Raw genomic sequence first — 18,475 nt, 5'->3', positions numbered from 1 at the left:
AATGTTCCGGTTGATTTAACAAAAATTGATTGCTTTGGGAATGGGTAATGGGTAATTGGGCATGGGGCATGGGGCATTGGGGATTGGGCATTGAGTGAGAGGAGAAGATGGGGGGATGGTGAGACAAGGGGACAAGGGGACAAGGAGAATTTTAACCTTTAACCTTTGACCTTTAACCTTAATAACTCATAACTCCTAACTCTTACCCTACTCCTCATAAGCTCAAAAAGATGAAGGCAGATAAATTAGTTTTTCTGCCTTCATCCTCATCAATCTAATTCACAAGTAGAAACGTAACATATGACATTTCTACATCAGGTAACACCAAAGACAATTACTAAGCCCAAAACTGCCCCAAAGATAATCAAGGCGTAGAGTTGTGCGCGTCCGGTTTCTATGTACTTGAGACTTTCACCGCTGAAAAGGGTGAAAATTCCGGTGAGGTTAACGGCACCATCGACAACGCGGAAGTCAACTTCTAATACTTGTCTGGCTAAACGACGCAAGCCGAGAACAAATACGCTGTGGTAAATATCGTCAAAGTACCACTTGTTGAGAGATAGCTTGTAAAGCGTTGGAAATTTGGCTGCAATGGCTGCTGGATCGATTTTTTTGACTCGATACATCAACACTGCCAAGATAATTCCGACAACGGCGATCGCTACGGAAAGTCCTGCCATCGTGTAAAACTCGGTGGCATCGAATTCAGCCGTTTTTTCCATCACTTCAGCTAAAGTTTCACTGGGTGGATAGATAAACTCCTCAAAATAATTGGCATAAGGAGTTCCTACCAAACCAATTAGCATCGAAGGAATTGCCAAAACCGCTAAAGGTAAAGTCATCGTCCACGGTGATTCATGTGGTGTATCGCTGTGTCCGTGACTGTCGTGTGAATGGTCGTCATGAGTTTCTGCCAATTCTCCCTGCTTCATTGCTCCAGGGTCAAAATTGGCTGCAACTGCTGGTTTTGTCAACTGCTGCAAAATACTTTCGTCTTTACCCTTGAATTTGCCTTCAAATGTCATGAAATACATTCTAAACATATAGAAAGCGGTAAGTCCGGCAGTTAACCAACCTACAAACCACAAGAATGGGTTAACTGCAAAGGCTGAACCAAGAATTTCATCTTTTGACCAGAAACCTGCAAAAGGTGGAATACCTGAAATTGCCAAACAACCAATCAAAAAGGTAATTGCCGTAACTGGCATATACTTCCGCAGTCCGCCCATTGCTCGCATATCCTGCGCCACAACTGGGTCATGACCGACAACTCCTTCCATTCCGTGAATTACCGAACCGGAACCGAGGAACAGCATCGCTTTAAAGTAAGCATGAGTCATCAAATGGAAGAAACCGGCGGTATAAGCACCTACTCCCATCGCCAACACCATATAGCCAAGTTGGGAAATGGTCGAGTAAGCCAAACCTTTTTTGATGTCGTTTTGGGTAACGGCAATTGTTGCCCCCATAAACGCCGTAAATGCTCCAACATAAGAAATTACGGTCATTGCTGCCGGTACGTTTTCAAATACCGGGTACATCCGGGCAATTAGGAAAACGCCCGCTGCTACCATTGTCGCCGCGTGAATCAACGCGGAAATGGGGGTAGGGCCTTCCATTGCATCCGGGAGCCAAACGTGCAGCGGAAACTGAGCCGACTTCGCTACGGGGCCTAAGAAGACCAATATCGCAAACAATATCGCCAGAGCATTGCTTAAAGAACCAGTTTGTACGAGTTCTGCGAGGCGATCGCCCATTACCTCGAACTCGAAGCTTCCGGTTGCCCAAAAAAGTCCTAAGATGCCCAACAACAGACCAAAGTCACCAACCCGGTTGGTAACAAACGCTTTTTGGGCTGCATCTGCTGCTAACTTGCGATCGTACCAGAAGCCAACCAGCAAGTAGGAACACATCCCTACGAGTTCCCAGAATATATAAATTTGTACTAGGTTTGGACTAACTACCAAACCCAACATTGAAGAGCCAAATAAACTCAAATAGGCGTAAAACCGGACGTATCCTGGGTCATGGGCCATATAGCCGTCGGTGTATACCATCACCAATACAGCCACACTGGTAACAATCGCCAGCATCACCGCTGTAAGGTGGTCAACGGTATAGCCCATATTCAAATGAAAGCTACCTGCTGCTGCCCATTCCAAGGTGCGCGTATAAGTCGGGTGCCCTTGAATTTGACTCCATAACAAACTAAACGACAGCCCCATTGCTGCTGCCATTAAAGAAATTATTAATACGGCATTTAGCTGTCGTAGGCGGTTAGTCACCTGATTAAACGAGATTAAGCCTAAGCCTACCAGCATCGCTCCTAAAAGCGGTAAAACTGGAATCAGCCAAGCATATTGATAGATCACTTCCATCATTGATGCCTACTTTTAGAATTTTTCACTTTTATTAGAACATTGTTACGAAGCAGAAAATGTTTCGTTGCGACAGAGAAAAATCTCCGTCCTTCGTCAATTATCCATCCGCCCCGCAATTGTCCCGGTTGGAACTGTTAACAATTGTGACACACACAATTTTAGTTAAAATACCCCACCCAAGGGGTATTTGGGTGGGGTTATTAAAATAGTCTGATGACAGATTGCTAATTTGAGCTAATAATGCAGTCCCTTGCAAAGTGCTGCAATATAAGGCAATTAGACGCTTTTTAACTGCGTAACTAGCGGCATACCCCAAGGAAATATAGCGATTTAATTCCTTCCACAATTAAAAAAATTTTGCCTTTTCTTTATAGCTTTGTTACACCCACAATAAAATCAAAAGTATTCGCTTCAATAGCTCTTAGCTACACCGCTTGATTTATCTGTTGGTATCACTAATTGAACAATTAGCGGCTTTATTGTAACTCACCGCTAATTGAAGACCACTAAAATCAAAGATTTTTAGCGGGGATCATAAACCGTTTAGCTAAAAGCTAAAAGCGGTGGAGTTTCAAAGATCGATCAAATGACGGATAGAGCGTTTCTGTTTATTTAGGCACCAAGCTTGATCGAGCGACGACTTAATTTTGCTGTTATTTTACTGCTGTAAGTTTGGGGTAAATTCGTATAGCAGTATTTCATTTCATTCAGAGCCGTAAATAAGTCGTCTCTACCGCTAAAACCTTCCAAACGCTTTCTCACTATGCCGTTTTCAATCAATAGCAAGGTGGGAAGAGTTTTTAGTCTGTAGGTAGTAGAGAGTTTAAAATTATCATCGGCGTTCACTCCAACTAACTTAATTTCTTCGCCACATTGAGATGTAAATTGCAATAATAAAGGTTTTATGATGCGACATAAGCCGCACCAAGGTGCTTCAAAATTAACTAAAACTGGAATTTGAGATTCTAAAACTTCTTTTGTAAATGTACGTTCATTAACCGACAACACCATGATGCCTCTTGAACTTAATGGTTTTCATTCATTACTAAAATCGCGTCTGCAATTTGATGGCAACAGCACTTTATAGAATTTTATACTCGTATGTTCTCCAAAAAGCATTACTTACTTGTATAAAACATCTATTTTTTTGTATAGCACTCTTGTCATGTAATTATGACAAATAGCTCGCTGTTGAAATTTTCGACTTTTGGTCAAAGCTGCCGTCATCCAATATAACCTCCCATTACAAAACTGGCGTTAATTATTCACCCTGAAAGGGCAGATGACACGAGCAACCTTCATACTATTAAAACTCTACTTTCCTAAAAAAACACCTCCGAGACAAAGCCATTCTATTTGTGTCACAGCAAATTATTTAAAGATGCCGAAGCAGGCTTATTAGTTAACTCGTTTGTGTTAAGGTTCGCGCGGCTAGGGAAGCGTACCTTATAGTATTACGTGCGGCGAGCGCGTTTCCCTTAGCGAAGTATACCTGTATGGCGATTGAAATAGCCAGCGAGCTTATTTTTACGGAAATTGTAACCCATATCAGGAGAAATGTTTGAATTTATCCTACATCGAACTGGTTGCAACAGATGGGTCGTGGATTCAATATTTTTGCATTTGAGATGCCTGTTGCCTTCTGTGCTTCAGTTCTATTGGCTTACCATTTTACCCTACTAGTTAAACCGAACAAAAAGGGGTGCGACCACCAAATTAAAAGTACAAAGCCAGCAACACCAAGATAAGCAGGTCGTAAGAATTCCTTACCTTTGATAGATTGACGACCATCGATAATTGCAGCAAAAGGAATAGTGCTAGTACGTTGTTTTACTTTTTCAAAAGCTTCACCATAACGCGCATATAAACGGCGATCGCCATGCCATACAGCAAATAAATGGTGGGCTACTAATCCGATAGAGGTAATTAATGTAAAAGTAGTACCTATCCACAGAGTATGAGCAACGCACCAAATTATTTGTCCTACCATTTGTGGATGGCGGGTAATACGAATAATTCCTGTTTCGTACAGGTGAACTTCTGGCTTGGAGATAGCAGCAACTTCCAGTAGATTAAATGTGGAAGGATATAAAAATATAAAAGAAATTGCCGATAATACCCAGACCAAAATCTGTATTCCGGGCACATTTTGTACTTGCCACAGCTGCAAGCCATCATAACGATGGTTAAAAAAATAAATAATTAATATTACAGCCAATATCAAGCTGACAAGTGCAAATAAAATCCGATAAAGCCTTGCTCCAATGAGCTTTTCTGCTTTTGACCGCAGGGCTGCTCCTCCACTGTGAGCAATTGCAAAAGTCAATAACAGCCCTAGCATGACACAATGAGTGGAGGTAAACCAACTCGGCACAATAGTATACATAGATAAAGTAATTTAAAGGCAATTAAATCTAGTACAACCAATACCATATTCCTAAAAAAAACAGGACTTTGGTCAAGATGTTGTGATACTGTCTTTTTCGGGTAATGCGGCTTGCCGTTTAATACGCATTGTTATCATTCATGCCTTGTCAAAATAACGATTAGAAAGTCTGAAAGTCCGAATGTTACCAATATTACTTATGCACCTTTTCGTGGGTTAAGCCTTATGTCTGACCTTCCTTTTACTTTAGATCAGTTACGAATACTCAAAGCAATAGCCGCAGAAGGGAGTTTCAAGCGTGCTGCTGACAGCCTCTATGTCTCCCAGCCAGCCGTGAGTTTGCAAGTGCAAAATTTAGAAAGACAGTTGGATGTGCCTTTATTCGACCGTGGAGGTCGTCGGGCACAGTTGACTGAAGCAGGGCACTTACTTTTGAGCTATGGGGAAAAAATCCTTGGTTTGTGCCAAGAAACTTGTCGCGCCATTGAGGATTTGCAAAATCTTCAAGGGGGTACTTTAATTGTCGGTGCTTCTCAAACCACGGGGACTTATCTTTTGCCTCGGATGATTGGGATGTTCCGACAGAAATATCCAGACGTGGCGGTGCAATTACACGTTCATTCAACTCGTCGCACGGCTTGGAGTGTGGTTAACGGACAAGTCGATTTGGCTATTATTGGTGGTGAGATTCCCGGAGAATTAGCGGATTCATTAGAGAAAATTCCTTATGCTGAAGATGAATTGGCATTAATTATACCTGCATCTCATCCATTCACCAAACTCGAAACCATCCAAAAAGAAGACCTATACAAATTGCAGTTTATTGCTTTAGATTCGCAATCTACTATCCGTAAAGTAATAGATCAAGTGCTAACACGCCACGATATCGACACGCGGCGTTTAAAAATTGAAATGGAACTTAATTCCATTGAAGCAATTAAAAATGCCGTGCAATCTTCTTTGGGGGCTGCTTTTGTTTCTACTAGCGCTATTGCCAAAGAGCTACAAATGGGAATGCTTCACTTTACTCCGATTGATAGCGTGGTTGTTAAGCGGACGCTGTGGTTGATTTTTAATCCCAATCGGTACAGATCCAAAGCCGCAGAAGCCTTCAGTCGAGAAATACTACCTCAGTTTGCCGCTCCTGGGTGGCATATAGATATGTTGAAATCATCACATACTTCCTTGGCAGTAAATGCATTAGAAGTACAGGCATCCAACTTTAAAGAAAGTTAAAGTGTTGTTAAATGTGTTTTGTCATAGTAGTAACTACGAACATGACACCGACTTTATTAGTAAGACAAAAATAATTATACGCTTTTCGACTATTAACCCTTGTTAAGTTGAACGTTGTTGTGTAAATATTTCTGTCGGACTACTTAAAGCCGGACTTTACCGTTCGCAATTTCATGCAAATTGCTCGTGACTATATGACTAACAATGGATATTTACTGTACTCGTCCCCAGTGTCCTCGTCCGCAGAACCATTTTGTAGATTTAGACGATAACGCAACCCTGAGAACGGCACAGCAAAAATACTGTACTGCTTGCGGGATGCCTTTAATTTTAGCCGGACGTTATTTACCTATAAAGCTGCTTGGAAGAGGAGGTTTCGGAGCAGCATTTTTATCGCGCGATCGCCATACCCCTCTAATACGTCAATGCGTGGTAAAGCAGTTTCTACCAGCAGGAGATTTAAGTCCGACTCAGCTACAGTTAGCGCAAGATTTATTTGAAAGAGAAGCAGTAGTTTTAGAGGAGATTGGCTCGCAACACGACCAAATTCCTGACTTATTTGCTTATTTTCCTGTGATAGTTCCTGGCTTGCAATCAAACCAACAAGACCAATTTTTCTATCTAGTACAGGAATATATTGATGGAGAAAACTTAGAAGAAGAATTAACAATTAGGAGGGAATTCTCGGAAGCAGAAGTATTGTTCGTAATGCGTTCAATTCTCCCGGTATTGCAATTCGTTCACGATAAAAATATCATCCATCGGGATATCAAACCTTCCAACATCATGCGCCATCGTAACGGTAAGCTTTTCTTACTAGATTTTGGCGCAGTCAAGCAAGTAACAAACAGTCCGAGTGGGGCTGGCAATTCATCTACGGGAATATATTCCTTGGGATTTGCACCACCAGAACAAATGTCTGGAGGACAAGTATTTCCTTCTACAGATTTATACGCTTTAGCTGTAACTATTATTTTGTTATTAACCGGACAAAAAGATATAAGCGGACTATTTGATGCCTACAGCAACCAGTTACAATGGCGAGACAAAGTAAATGTTAGCTCTCACCTTGCCGAAATCTTAGATAAAATGCTCCGTAGTGCGCCCAATCAACGTTTTCAATCGGCAGAAGAAGTTTTGATTGCACTTGACGATTCCGCACAACCTATACCCATACCCGATACTTCTCTTAATAACCATCAGCCCCAAGTAATATCACAACCAGCACCTCCACCGCTGCCAAAACCAACTACTCGTAGCACACTAGTACCAGCATTCTCTACATTGGAATTATTAGCTGGTTCTGCTTTTAGCGGTATGATGGGTGCTTTAATTTCCATAGCTTTTTTCAGCCTACTTAATTCACCTCCTATTACTTTTGTTATTTGTGCTGTAATTTTAGGAATTTTAATTTTTGCCCAAACCAGGCGATGGATCGAAAAATGGGATTTAGTAATTATTCCTGCGATTACTTCATTAATTATATTTTTTATTCCCTTGTTACAAGGTGAACTTGTCATTCAAGAGATAATTATTTTATCTTTAGCAGCAAGCTTAATTACAGTTGCTCTTACATCACTATTTCGTATTATCTATAAAATATTATCTTTAATTATTTAACTAACCTTAAACATCTCTTAATTTTTAATTAACTTAAACGACTTGATTCCAATTAGTATATTAAGTTCTGTTACATAAATTGTAATTATCAATTATTATTGGTGATTACAAAATGTACTATTGGTAACATACCAAAAAGTTTGTAAATTTAATCAGTTGCAAAGTGTGTTCTTGAATCGCGATTTTTGATCGAGATATATTGCTATTAACTAAAATATCCTAGTTTTAGGATGATTTTTTTAGACTACAAAAAATCAACTCAAGACTTTATTAAAATCTGAGAACGCTATATATAGGAGTTATAGATCGAATGCAATATATTGTTTTCAAATGTATTGCACTCGACAGAAGAAACGTATACATAAAATGTCTTTCTTCGCGATTTAATCAGGCAATATACTCAAGCGATGCAGACAAAGCATATTTAATCTATAGGTATATAAATTCATGTATATAAATTCTGTAGATTATTTATCAAAATTAAGTGATAGGGGCATCTATTTCTAATTTTATTTATCTCTATAAGAGATAGTGCCGACGGAATTAAATTATTCTTTATTATTGTCAATCACTAAATATATGGCGCAAAAAAACGAGACCCCGATTATAGTTTTAGCCCTGCTAATTACTCTCGGTTTAGTAGGTGGAGTATATTGGTGGTTGGCTAATAGCTATGATATTCGACTTGGTTTTTTTGCCAATAATCAATCTCAAGCCAACCTGCTATCAGGGGAGAAAAGCTTTGCTTCCATCGAACAAGTTCCTTCTGGATTGTTTAGCTACGGGGGCAGTACTACATGGGCACCTATTCGTAAAGAAGTTGATTCTGCGATCGAAACTGCTTTACCTAAATTTCAACTCCGCTATACAAATCCAACTACAGCTGCCCCCGGTTCTGGCACTGGTATTAAGATGTTGTTGAACAATCAGTTGGCTTTTTCTCAATCTTCGCGATCGGTGAAAGATAAAGAATACCAACAAGCGCAACAGCGAGGTTTTAAACTTGAAGAAATTCCAGTTGCTATCGATGGTATTGCGATCGCTGTTAACCCTAACTTAAATATTCCGGGGCTTACCTTAACTCAACTCAAAGATATTTACACTGGAAAAATAACTAACTGGCAAGAAGTTGGCGGAGAAAATCAAAAAATAGTACCATTATCCAAAATTAGTGAGGGAGGTACTGTTGAATTTTTCGTTAATAACATTTTGGACAAAGAAAAGTTTGGTCAAAATGTTGAAAAAATTTCGACTACTACTGAGGCTTTGAGAAAAGTAGCTCAAAACATGGGTGGTATATACTATGCTTCTGCACCCGAAGTTGTTGGGCAATGTGGTATTAAGCCTTTACCTATAGGACGAATTCAGTCGAAATTAATTCCGCCCTATAAAGAACCATATATTCCACCAACTGAATGTCCGCAAAAGCGCAATCAATTAAATATGGATGCTTTTAGAAATGATGAATATCCTATGACTAGACGCTTATTTGTAGTGGTTAAGAAAAATGATCAAACTGACGAACAAGCAGGTACTGCTTATGCTAATTTGTTACTCACCGATCAAGGTCAGAAATTAATTTCTAAAGCCGGATTTGTCAGAATTAGATAATGTCTGATATTTTCAAGCTAATAGTCAAATTATCTTTTGACAATTGGCTATTAGCTATTTATTAGAAAACAAAAATATAATATTTAAAATAAATAATTTCCAATGTCACAGAAAAATGAAACTCCAATTCTGATTTTATCTTTACTAATTACCACTTTACTTATAGCCGGTGGATGGTGGTGGTTCAAGAAAAATAGTGATGCTAATATTACTTCTCTTATCAAATCTCAACCGAATAAACCCGATTTGGATACATCAAATACACCAGCAGTTCCTCCAGTTTCAACATCGGGAACGGGTGGTAATACTTTTGCTTCTGTAGAAAATGTCCCTACTGGATTATTTAACTACGGAGGGAGTACCTCTTGGGCACCAATAAGAGAATCAGTAGATAAAAAAATTCAGGCAGAAAAAACCGATTTTCGTCTGCGCTACGTACAACCTTTAAATAGTACGGCTGGTTCCAGTTCTGGTATTGAAATGCTAATCAACGATAGATTGGCGTTTGCTCAGTCTTCAAGACCATTGCTAAATAGTGAATTAAGCCGTGGTAAGCAACGGGGATTCACTCTCCAACAAATTCCTGTAGCTATAGATGGATTAGCAGTAGCTGTTAACCCTAATATAAACGTTCCGGGATTAACTATAGAACAGTTAAAGTCAATTTACACTGGCAAAATAACTAATTGGAACCAAGTGGGTGGTGCAAATATACCAATTCAAGCCTACTCACGTCGCATCAGTGATGGCGGCACGGTAGAACTATTTGTTCAAGACGTTTTGGGTGGTCAGCCTATGGCTTCAACGGTGGAACTTGTATCCACCACCACCCAAGCGCTACGAAAAGTAGCAGCTAGTCTTGGCGGTATTTATTACGCTTCTGCCCCAGAAGTCGTACCTCAATGTTCAATCAAATCCTTGCCGTTGGGGCGAACGCAAGGGAAATACGTTGCTCCCTATCAAGAACCATTCGTCCTCCCTTCAGAATGTCCTCAATCGCGCAACAAATTGAACATTGAGGCTTTTCAGTCTGGTGATTACCCGATTACCCGAAATTTGTTTGTGGTGGTCAAACAAAACGGGCAAACCGAACAACAAGCAGGTGTTGCTTATGCCAACTTTTTACGGACTCAGCAAGGACAGGAACTCATTACCCAAAGTGGGTTTGTCAGAATTCGCTGACACAAAGCTGCCGACAAGCCGGTACATATTAGCTCGCTTTACTAATAGACTCTGCTGGCAAGCAGATTAAATTATCCCCTTGAGTAAGGATTAGACCCCGCTGGCGCAACTTACCCATTAGGCGAGTTACGGTGACGCGAGTCGAACCGATTGCACTGCCTATTTGTGCATGAGTGAGGGGGAAGGGCAGACAATACCCATGAATTACTTCGGGGTCATTTTCGCTCATCGCCGGTTCTCCGTATTCCTCAATTAATAAAGTGAGGAAACCTAAAAGTCGGTCGATTGTGCGTCGCTGTCCTAAGGCGCTCAACCACAACAGTTTACGCTGGTGTTGATACCTAAAGGCATCCATAACTTCGCGGCGAAAATGAGGCCAATTATCTAAATCGTGCCAGTACATCCACAACACTGCTGTTTGGTCAACATGAGCGTATGACTGCAAGGTGAAAGGTGATTGAGCAACAATTTCAAATGGCTGTCCCGCACCGACAAAACCCAAGAATGCTTCTTCAGGAGTTCTGTTAATCCGGCGAGACGTTAATTGTGAAGCAGTGGCACTCACTTGAGCGGTTCCCACCATGCGGATCGCACCCCTTTGCACCAAATACAGCAACCCAGGTCTAGCTGGAATTCGCTCATCTTTGCTAAAGGTGCGGCAGCGATAGTGTTCTTGTGCCCAATCAAGAATTCGTTGCCAAGTTAAAAAAGGACGTGATGCCTCGGAGAAAGAGGATTGAGATTGCATAGGTAACAAAGAGCGTTCGGCTGAAGACAAAGACGACATAAAAAGGTGCAAGGAGTGTCTTTGTGAAAGGCCATCTTAGGCGTTAAACCGCCTGGCCAGCTATCCAAAAGGTAGAAATGATCGCTTCTACTCTTTTGTTATACTCTTACTGTACAATGTTTGTAGTAAAGTTTACCCAGAATTCACTAAATTTTATGCAATTCTAATATTCTTTGACCAAATATAAAGATATGTCTTAAGACGGATGACATAAAATCAATGTTTCTGGGTTTACAGTGTTGTCATCAGTATCTTATGTGCATTAAAAGTTACTAGTGAGTAAATACACAGCAATAATCCAGCTAATATACGGTTATTTGACTAGAGCAATGAGTATTTATGCTCTGTCATCAGAATATAAATATATTGAAAAAAAAGATATTCCTCTATCTAAAGGTAAAAGTGATATTAAAATATCTTATATATCAGGTATAGCGTTTCACCTCTCGAAATCTCATAATTCCCAGACTTTTCCCATAGCTAATTCAATAGCTTCTTACCTATCAGCAGATTTGACCGCTCATTTTACGGTAGAGGTTCTACCTTCAGGTTTGATTCAGATACAAGTCACAGACTCACTTTTAGCTGTTTGGCTGCAAAGTTTTATCGAGCAAAACTGTAGTGTAAAGGCAAGCCCAGTTAACTTCAAAGCTAAGATCGATGGTTTAAGCGATTGTGTATTTTCTATTCAATACGTTCATGCACGCTGCTGTTCTTTATTGAAACTGGCACAACAAGAAAAATTAGTTGACTTTAATATTGACTGTAATAAAAATTCTTCTGAACCCATACCTTGGCTTAAAAGTGATGGACAACTTCGTTTAAACCATCAAGCCGAACGCTGTTTGATTGGAAATTTGGTAAGAATTGTAGATGAGTTACAGCCAGTCATTGTTCGTCCAATTAAATGGGAAGGAGCAGCCCTTAGTTTAGTAAAGGCGTTTGAAGGTTTTTGGTCAACTTGTCGCATTCACAACGACTTAAAAATTACCGCACCAGAACTTGTTATGGCTAGAATCGGATTGCTCATGACTACTCAGTCGGTGTTAAGGTTTCTGCTTGAAGAAAAATTGGGTATATCGGCTTGGTTGGAATTGTGAGTCGGGAGATGGGGAGAGGAGACAAGGGGACAAGGAGATCAAAAACCATCACTTACGACTAATAACTAATAACTCCTAACTCCTAACTCCTAACTCCTAACTATTACTTATTCCCAATGCCCCATGCCCCATGCCCAATTACCAATTACCAACTCCTAACTCCCAACAACTAACCACTAACTCCTCATGAATGAAAGCAATATAAAGTTTTATAACAACTATTGACTAATCAAATAGGTTCAGATATATTAGCCCTTGTGTGAGGAGCGAACCAGTAAGGGCACCGAGACGAAACACGGCCAGTCGTCGGTGCCCTTTCTGATTTCGTAGCATTTATTCGCAACAATCAGATTTTTTGCTACTTCCTAATAAAAATTTTTCAATTGCTGCGGCTGCTCCATCTTGCTCTACATCGGGAGCTACCCAGCTAGCTATATCTTGAACTTGAGTTGGTGCGTTACCCATTGCTACGCCGATACCAGCATATTCGAGCATTTCTACATCGTTAAAGTTGTCGCCAACCGTCATTACGTTGGTTTTTTGCAAGCCTAATAATTCTTCAGCTATATAGCGTACCGCAGCTCCTTTATTTACTAAAGGATTAGTTGCTTCAAAAAAAGTGGCTACGGATTTGGTTAGATAAAGTTCTGCTGGGGTATATTGCAGACGCAAATTATCAAGTAATTTATCGATAACTTCCGTGTCTTGGCACAGAGCGAGAATTTTTGTTGGTTCGTTGTTTAGAGTAGAGCGCAAGTCACCTACAGGAATTGGTGCAATACCGGAACGTTGTCCGTAGATTTTTGTTTCTTCGGTTAATTCTCGGACGTAAAGTTGGTCATTTATATAGAAGTGGACGGATAAAAGCTGACGTAGAGAGGGTTGTTCAAAATAATCCAAGAGTTTTAATGCTACTTCCTTGGGAACGGATAAATGCTGGTGAATTTTTTGGGAAACTGGATCTTGAATCCAAGCCCCTTGATAAGCTATTAACGGTAAAGTAGAGCCGATTTGAGCGTGGTAGTGTAAAGCCGAACAGTACATTCTACCAGTGGCGATCGCAACTTGAATTCCTTTTGCTTGGGCTGCTTTTACTGTTTCTATTACGCGATTGCTGATTTTATTAGATTCTCCGGCAATGGTGCCATCAATATCTAAAACTAGTAGTTTAATATCTTGGGCGGATATATTCCCCATGCTGTTAGATTCCCATTAATATACTTAAGTCCCAGTTAGAGATTAACAGGTGAAGGGAAAAAATATTGGTTAAATTATAGAAACCCGGTTTTTTTGAAAAAGCCGGGTTTCTTAATAACTCAAATTTTGAAGATTTTATGTGATTTCAAGAAGCAATATTTGAAACAGATTTACGACGACGGACAAAAGCTAGTGCTGCAAAAGAACCTAAACCAATTATAGTTCCGGGTTCTGGTACAGCTTTGACAAAATTTCCTTGGGATTTTCTAGCAACTACTTTGAAATCAGGACCCTTAAATGTACCGTCTGCTGAGAGTTGAATTCCACTTAAGTTAGTAACTCCTAACTGGGCTAGGCTGACTCCCCAAGAACCAACTTTTTGACTATTATCAATTTCCTTTGTATCTATTTGAAAACCGGCATCTTGTTGCTCTTTTCTTAATAACTTAATCGCATTACCAATAATATTTCCTGTACTATCAATAGCTTGGACGCTTAAGTCACTGTTCCTACCTCGTTCCCAGAAGAACAAGCTATCTAAGCCCGAATTATCTGCTTTAATAACACTATCGAAAAATACATTGATATTAAATGAACCATTGTCTTCTGTGTCAACAATATTGTTTAAGTTGCTATTTCCTAAAAATTTGGCAATTTCTACTTCATCAGGGTCTTCAGCAGTAATTACAGGGGCGCTAGCTTCATCACCTTTATCTGTACTTGCTGCACCGCTATTTTTGTTGTTGGTTCTCTGTGTATTTTTGTTAATTACAGCTTTGTTAACAAAGGAAAACTGATTAATAGTCTTTTCGTTTTGCTCAATTGATTCTAATAAAATATCTTTTTTAGCATCAGTCTTTTGGGTAACATTAGTTGTGAAACTCGCAGCTTGAGCGGAATTAGAAACAAATAGAACTGTACTAACTGTTAAGCCGATAGAAGTAACTAATTTACTAAATTTCATTTTATTTCCCTTCTCTATAAAATTTATCGTTTTTTTGAAGCAATTTGTTTTGCGCTTCATGTTTTAATTGTGTTCTATCAGGTCTACAATACACATCCGCAAACATCCCGAACAATATTTAAAGTTTAGGAATGCGAAATTCAACTAATTTTGAAGCTAGTTTTATGTTGAATAAAATTAGATATAAAATGCAGCTTTAGTTGTAAACTCCACTAACTCATGAGTGCAAAAAATATTTAGGAATTTGATAAAGATAGTATTGATATTTATAAAGACACTTTAGTTTTATGCTGCATTCAGCTAATAAACCGGGGTTTTTCACTAATGGCTTAGTCAGAAGATGAAGTTTTAGGTTACGTAAGTAAACCCGGCTTGTTTTAATTTATTTGAAATCTTAAATTTCGATTCTTAGTTTTCTGCTGCCGGAATAGTGTTTCGCAGCGGTAAATATAAAATTTTACTTCTCGACTAAAACAAATGTTCCAAAAGGGAACCAACTGATTAAAATAAATAGATGTCCCCAATTACACCTTCTAATCAGTTGACTTCCGATATAAGTTCTCCTAAAAATCCCACATTCGTCTTGGTTGACGGACATTCTCTGGCGTTTCGTTCTTATTTTGCTTTTGCTAAAGGGCGAGATGGTGGACTTCGTACCAAAACGGGTATACCTACCAGCGTGTGTTTTGGCTTTATTAAGTCTTTGCTCGAAGTAATGGAAAAACAACAACCTGAAGCGATCGCCGTTGCTTTTGATTTGGGTTTACCAACTTTCCGCCATCAAGCTGATGATACTTATAAAGCCGATCGTCCGGGAACCCCAGAAGATTTTATTCCCGATTTGGAAAATCTCCACGAATTACTTACGGGATTAAATTTACCAATTTTGACTGCTGCGGGTTTTGAAGCAGATGATGTTTTAGGAACCTTAGCGCAAAAGGCTTCTAATGCAGGATATCAAGTTAAAATCCTCACGGGAGACAGAGATTTATTTCAGTTAGTTGATAAAGACAAGCAAATTAGCGTTCTGTATTTGAATAAGGAAGCTCTACAGCGTTCGAGTAAGGGGTTAAAAGAGTTTCACTCGGAAGAAGTTAAGGAAAAATTAGGGGTTTTACCAACTCAAGTAGTTGATTTTAAAGCACTTTGCGGGGATAAATCGGATAATATTCCCGGCGTGAAGGGAATTGGAGAGAAAACAGCAGTACAGTTGCTCGATACTTACGGTACTCTGGACAAAGTTTATCAGTCTTTAGATGAAATAAAAGGCGCAACTCATAAGAAACTCGAAGCGGGGAAAGAAGATGCGGAAAAATCCAAGTTTTTAGCGAAAATAGTTGAAGATGTTCCGTTAGAAGTTGATTTAGAAGAGTGTAAGTTAAAAGGTTTTGAGAATAGCGAACTCAAGCCAATTTTAGAAAAGTTAGAATTTAGCTCTTTTTTGAAAAAAATTAATCAGCTTCAGCAAAAGTTTGGCGGTGATGTTGAAGAAATAGCACAAGCGGAAGTTATAGAAGTTGAAGATGATGATTTATGGTTTTGGACTTATGAAGAGACATTAGAATCCCAAAAGCAAAAGACTTCTCCAATTCAACCGCGCATCATTGATACGGAAGCAAAGCTTAAAGCACTAGTTAAAATACTCAAAAAAATTAAAAGTACCGAAACACCCGTCGCTTGGGATACCGAAACTACCGATTTAGAACCGCGAGATGCTGATTTAGTTGGAATTGGCTGTTGTTGGGGAAATGAACCCTCGGAAGTTGCTTATATTCCTGTGGGACATAAAAACGGCAATAATTTGGATAAAAATGTTGCTTTAGAAGCCCTACGTCCAATTTTAGAAAGTGCAGATTATCCGAAAGCTTTTCAAAATACTAAATTTGACCGTTTAGTTTTGCGATGTCAAGGAATTAATATTGCAGGGGTAATATTTGACTCGATGTTAGCAAGTTATGTTCTTAATCCCGACAGCAGTCACGGATTGAGCGAACTTTCTCAAAAATACTTGAAATTGACAGCTAAAAGTTACGTTGAGTTGGTTCCGAAAGGTCAAACTATTGCGGATGTTAGTATTTCTGAAGTCGCAGATTATTGCGGGATGGATGCTTATACCACATTTGGGTTAGTCGCAAAACTGCGGGAAGAATTGAACAATTTTCCCCGTTTATCAAAGTTGTTATTAGAAGTAGAACAACCGCTTGAAGAAGTCTTAGCGGACATGGAATATCAAGGAATCCGTATTGATTCAGCTTATTTAAACGAACTTTCGCAGCAGTTAGAAATCGATTTAAAGAAGTTGGAAGAACAAGTACAGGAAATAGCTGGAGAAAAATTTAATTTAGGTTCTCCCAAACAGTTGAGTCAAATATTATTTGATAATTTGGGATTAAATAAAAAGTATTCTCGTAAGATTAAAACCGGATATTCTACAGATGCGGCAACTTTAGAAAGGCTGCAAGAAGACGATGAAACTGGCATTATCGAAGGCATTATTGAATATCGGACATTATCCAAACTAAAATCTACCTATGTAGATGCACTTCCAGCTTTAGTTAGGGAAGATACTAAGCGAGTGCATACAGATTTTAATCAAACAGCAACTTCAACTGGAAGGCTATCTTCTTCCAATCCAAACTTACAAAATATTCCGATTCGTACAGCTTTTAGCCGTCAAATTCGTAAAGCTTTTATCCCGGAAGAAGGTTGGTTGATAGTAGCTGCGGATTACTCGCAAATTGAGTTACGAATATTGGCTCATTTGAGTCAAGAACCAGTTTTGGTAGAAGCTTATAACAATAATCAAGATATACATACCGTTACAGCGCGGTTGGTATATGAAAAAGATGATATTTCTTCGGATGAAAGACGAGTAGCTAAAACTATTAACTTCGGTGTAATTTACGGAATGGGTTCGTTGAGATTTTCCCGTTCAACTGGTATAGATAAAAATCTTGCTAATGAATTTATTAAAAGATTTTATAGTCGATATCCAAAAATTTTTGAATTTTTGGAAAGTTTGAAAAAACAAGCAATTTCTCAAGGTTATGTAGAAACAATTTTAGGGCGCAGACGCTATGTAGATTTTACTAGTAGAAATTTAGTCAACCTAAAAAATGTTAATCCCGAAGAAATTGACTTAAGTAAATTGAAAAATATAGGAGCTTACGATGCGGGATTGTTGCGCTCTGCTGCTAATGCTCCAATTCAAGGTTCTAGCGCCGATATTATCAAAATTGCTTCGATAAAAATACACGAACTTTTGCAAAATTATCAAGCCAGATTATTGTTACAAGTTCACGATGAATTAATTTTTGAAGTTCCTCCTCAAGAATTGTCAGAATTGCAAATCAAGATTAAATCAGTGATGGAAAATGCTTTAGAATTAAGCGTTCCTTTACTGGTGGAAGCAAAAGCAGGTGATAACTGGATGGAAGCGAAGTGAATCAATTATCAATTATCAATTACCAGTTAGGTTCGTAGTAAGCGATTTATCGCTCGGATTAAGTGGCTCAAGCCCTTACTACGAACTTTTGTTAATAAAATTTGTAATAGTTTAAAAATCTTCATCTACAAAAAATTCGGCATCATCTTCATACCGTCGAGAAGTGCTTCGTTTTGAGTTGGATTTTCTCAATAAAGGTTGCAGTACGCTTGCAGCAATGATTCCGACTGCGACAAAAAAAGTCAGTAGTAACCCGACTGGAATTTGAACTGATTCAAATGTTAGAAATCTTAACGATACTGGGGTGGCATTTTGCACTGAGATAATAGCGATCGCCATTATCCACAAGGCTACAATTATTGATAAAAGCAGGTTTACGGTTGTTTTCATAAATAATACAATACATAAATAATACGAAAAAGCACTTGTGGATGTATGAGGTTTCTGATTCAAATAATCCGGTGCTTTAATTATTATCTTTATATTAAAGTAGAATTCAGGTTAAATATGCAAGCAGTAACAGCATCTCTAATAGCTACCCAGTCAATCTAAACTTTTATAGCTTT

General features: G+C 38.9%; 13 protein-coding genes. 6 read left to right on the top strand and 7 right to left on the bottom strand.

Annotated elements, in window-relative coordinates; all coding sequences use genetic code 11:
• Nucleotides 1-314: 314 nt before the first annotated feature.
• The 3 genes from ACM03V_RS00385 to ACM03V_RS00375 all read right to left on the bottom strand — a co-directional run bounded on the left by ACM03V_RS00385 (nt 315) and on the right by ACM03V_RS00375 (nt 4,767).
• Nucleotides 315-2,378 carry an NAD(P)H-quinone oxidoreductase subunit 5 gene (locus ACM03V_RS00385; RefSeq protein WP_414618969.1) on the bottom strand — a complete coding sequence of 688 codons (2,064 nt, stop codon included), beginning with the start codon at nt 2,376-2,378 and terminating at the stop codon, nt 315-317.
• A gap of 615 nt (nt 2,379-2,993) precedes the next feature.
• A complete protein-coding gene (locus ACM03V_RS00380; RefSeq protein WP_414618766.1) occupies nt 2,994-3,392 on the bottom strand; it encodes a thioredoxin family protein in 399 nt (132 codons plus the stop codon).
• A 652-nt stretch (nt 3,393-4,044) separates the two neighbouring features.
• A complete protein-coding gene (locus tag ACM03V_RS00375) occupies nt 4,045-4,767 on the bottom strand; it encodes an NnrU family protein (RefSeq protein ID WP_414618765.1) in 723 nt (240 codons plus the stop codon).
• A gap of 225 nt (nt 4,768-4,992) precedes the next feature.
• Here ACM03V_RS00375 and ACM03V_RS00370 point away from each other — a divergent pair, with 225 nt between their 5' ends.
• From ACM03V_RS00370 to ACM03V_RS00355, 4 genes are all read left to right on the top strand, one after another.
• Complete coding sequence (locus ACM03V_RS00370; protein WP_414618764.1) at nt 4,993-6,003, top strand: LysR family transcriptional regulator; 1,011 nt, start codon at nt 4,993-4,995, stop codon at nt 6,001-6,003.
• Between the two features lie 204 nt (nt 6,004-6,207).
• Nucleotides 6,208-7,623, top strand: coding sequence for a protein kinase domain-containing protein (locus ACM03V_RS00365; protein ID WP_414618763.1), 1,416 nt, complete (start codon nt 6,208-6,210; stop codon nt 7,621-7,623).
• A gap of 579 nt (nt 7,624-8,202) precedes the next feature.
• Nucleotides 8,203-9,234 carry a PstS family phosphate ABC transporter substrate-binding protein gene (locus tag ACM03V_RS00360; protein ID WP_414618762.1) on the top strand — a complete coding sequence of 344 codons (1,032 nt, stop codon included), beginning with the start codon at nt 8,203-8,205 and terminating at the stop codon, nt 9,232-9,234.
• Between the two features lie 102 nt (nt 9,235-9,336).
• Nucleotides 9,337-10,416, top strand: coding sequence for a PstS family phosphate ABC transporter substrate-binding protein (locus ACM03V_RS00355; protein WP_414618761.1), 1,080 nt, complete (start codon nt 9,337-9,339; stop codon nt 10,414-10,416).
• A gap of 28 nt (nt 10,417-10,444) precedes the next feature.
• Here the strand turns inward: ACM03V_RS00355 and ACM03V_RS00350 are convergent, their stop codons facing one another.
• Nucleotides 10,445-11,203, bottom strand: coding sequence for a Crp/Fnr family transcriptional regulator (locus tag ACM03V_RS00350; protein ID WP_414618760.1), 759 nt, complete (start codon nt 11,201-11,203; stop codon nt 10,445-10,447).
• Between the two features lie 275 nt (nt 11,204-11,478).
• On the opposite strand from ACM03V_RS00350, the gene ACM03V_RS00345 reads away from it, so the two are divergent.
• Nucleotides 11,479-12,303 (top strand): DALR anticodon-binding domain-containing protein, encoded by an 825-nt coding sequence (locus ACM03V_RS00345; protein ID WP_414618759.1) that lies wholly within the window; start codon nt 11,479-11,481, stop codon nt 12,301-12,303.
• Nucleotides 12,304-12,636: 333 nt separating this feature from the next.
• On the opposite strand, the gene ACM03V_RS00340 is transcribed toward ACM03V_RS00345, so the two are convergent.
• Nucleotides 12,637-13,500, bottom strand: a complete 864-nt coding sequence (locus tag ACM03V_RS00340) for a Cof-type HAD-IIB family hydrolase (protein ID WP_414618758.1) — start codon at nt 13,498-13,500, stop codon at nt 12,637-12,639.
• Nucleotides 13,501-13,645: 145 nt separating this feature from the next.
• The gene (locus ACM03V_RS00335; RefSeq protein WP_414618757.1) at nt 13,646-14,464 is read right to left on the bottom strand and encodes an exosortase-dependent surface protein XDP2; all 819 of its coding nucleotides are present in this window, start codon (nt 14,462-14,464) and stop codon (nt 13,646-13,648) included.
• Between the two features lie 514 nt (nt 14,465-14,978).
• Here ACM03V_RS00335 and polA point away from each other — a divergent pair.
• A complete protein-coding gene (polA, locus tag ACM03V_RS00330; RefSeq protein WP_414618756.1) occupies nt 14,979-17,909 on the top strand; it encodes a DNA polymerase I in 2,931 nt (976 codons plus the stop codon).
• Nucleotides 17,910-18,020: 111 nt separating this feature from the next.
• Here polA and ACM03V_RS00325 read toward each other — a convergent pair whose 3' ends face one another.
• Nucleotides 18,021-18,299: a LapA family protein gene (locus tag ACM03V_RS00325; RefSeq protein ID WP_414618755.1), complete on the bottom strand. Its 279-nt coding sequence runs from the start codon at nt 18,297-18,299 to the stop codon at nt 18,021-18,023.
• Between the last annotated feature and the right edge of the window lie 176 nt (nt 18,300-18,475).

It is taken from the genome of Calothrix sp. CCY 0018, from assembly GCF_963920925.1.
GTDB lineage: Bacteria > Cyanobacteriota > Cyanobacteriia > Cyanobacteriales > Nostocaceae > Rivularia.
The sequence above is the reverse complement of the archived record's forward strand: the minus strand, read 5'-3'. Positions and strand labels throughout refer to the sequence as shown.